This window comes from Streptomyces sp. NPDC127092, assembly GCF_042722475.1.
GTDB lineage: Bacteria > Actinomycetota > Actinomycetes > Streptomycetales > Streptomycetaceae > Streptomyces.
Genome location: NZ_JBHXFE010000179.1, coordinates 1 through 1,738, shown reverse-complemented (window position 1 = coordinate 1,738; position 1,738 = coordinate 1). Strand labels below are relative to the sequence as shown.

At 70.1% G+C, this 1,738-nt stretch carries 2 protein-coding genes; both read left to right on the top strand.

What is annotated here, in order from left to right; all coding sequences use genetic code 11:
* The first annotated feature begins 356 nt into the window (after positions 1 to 356).
* Entirely contained in the window at positions 357 to 668 is a 312-nt protein-coding gene (locus tag ACFWJO_RS38580) for a hypothetical protein (RefSeq protein WP_355505102.1), read from the top strand.
* 260 nt (positions 669 to 928) lie between these two features.
* Positions 929 to 1,540 (top strand): hypothetical protein, encoded by a 612-nt coding sequence (locus ACFWJO_RS38575; RefSeq protein ID WP_386872862.1) that lies wholly within the window; start codon positions 929 to 931, stop codon positions 1,538 to 1,540.
* Positions 1,541 to 1,738: the final 198 nt, after the last annotated feature.

The following is a 1,738-nucleotide window of genomic DNA, read 5'->3' as shown; positions in this document are numbered from 1 at the left end:
CAAGGGGGCCTTGACGGGGGGTGGTTCCCAGCGGGGTCGGCTGATCGGGGCCAGCTTCTACCCGGTGCCCATCGCCTCTAGAGCGGCCTGAAATCCTCTCCCATCACCGGGGCAGCCCAGCGGCAGCGCCCGCACGGGGAGACGCCCGAACGGCCACCGACTAGGCATGTGCCGACGTAGGCACGCGCCTACGACGACGCCCAGCACCCGCAAGAATCCGCCGAAAAAATCCACGCCAGGAGTTGCACCCGACGTTCGGTGTCTAGTACACTGAAAGAGTCGGAAGGGGAGACCAAGCCCCACACCGACCCGGACGGAGGCACCGCCCGGAACCACTGGAACAAGGAGAAGCAGCCATGAGCGTTGACACGTACTGGACCAAGGTCGCCGCCGTCCGCGAGGCCCTGGCCGAAGCCAAGCCCAGCACCGCCGCCGAGGTGATCGCCATTCTGAAGGAGCACGACCCGATGACGGTGCACCTCACCGGGGATGCTTTCTACTCGGGGTCCGGCGACGGCGGAAGCCTGGCGGAGGACTTGGCGGAGGCCGGATGGCACTACGTGTGGGCCGAGGCGGATTACTACTACGTCATCCGCCACGAGGTCACCGGAGAATCGCTGACGTACGTCGAGGGCGATGTGTACGCCGGGGATGATCGGGAGGGCTGACGAGCCCACGAGGGCGCCCCCGCCGATCCGGCGGGGGCGTCCCCATGTCCGGTCCCGGAGGGCCCCGCGTAGGCAGGTGCCGACGTAGGCGCGTGCCTACGAGAACGCCCAGCACCCGCAAGAATCCGCCGAAAAATCCGCGCCAGGAGTTGCGCCGGACATTCGGTGTCTAGTACACTGAAAGAGTCGGAAGGGGAGACCAAGCCCCACACCGCCCGGACGGAGATACCGCCCGGACCCCCCTAGAACGGAGTCAGACCATGACCGCCACCGATTCCCGCATCGTGACCGGCTACCCCCTCCCGAAGACGATGGCCGAGGCTGCCGACTATGCCGAGAGGCGAGGGGCCTTGATCGTCGTCGCGTGCAACGAATCCGATGAAATGCCGATGACGCCCGCGGACGTGCGCGAGTACGACGAGCACCGCGCCCCCGGCGAGCCGCTGGAGTTCGTGCGCTACATCTTCCCCGAGGAGCAGAAGCGGCAGCAGCAGGAGCGAGGGGAGCGTGCCCGCCGCGAGCGTGAGGCCAAGGAAGCCGAGGCCGCCGCGCGGAGGCAGCGCGAGGAGGCGGCGCGTGCCCGGAGCGCGCGCACGTCCGCACGCATCGAGGCCATCCGCGCCCTGGCCGAGCACACCGACCCCGCCGCCATCGCCCCCCAGGTCGGATGCAACGTCGCGGACGCTATCGCGGCGTGGCTGTACGCCGAGGGGGTCACCGACGCCGCCGCAGCGTGGATGCAGGCCCACGAGGTGCACCCCGAGGCGTTCGAGGCGTACCGACACGAGGCGTTGGACGCCCGCGCCCGCGAACGGCTGGCCGAGGACCAGGCCGGGCGACGCCGCGAGCGTCTGCCCATCGGTAGGGACTGACGGCGAAGCCGGACCCGGCCCCCGAGCGTGGGGGCCGGGCCGAGCGGTGCGCGTTGGTGAGGGGCCGGCGGGACGTGCCGGCGCACCGTGGGGCGGTGCTCATCAAGGGGGCCTTGACGGGGGGTGGTTCCCAGCGGGGTCGGCTGATCGGGGCCAGCTTCTACCCGGTGCCCATCGCCTCTAGAGCGGCCTGAAATC

Bases quoted from the DNA above. Each gene is read 5' to 3' on its own strand.
- ACFWJO_RS38580 (WP_355505102.1), top strand. From the start codon at position 357: ATGAGCGTTGACACGTACTGGACCAAGGTCGCCGCCGTCCGCGAGGCC.
- ACFWJO_RS38575 (WP_386872862.1), top strand. From the start codon at position 929: ATGACCGCCACCGATTCCCGCATCGTGACCGGCTACCCCCTCCCGAAG.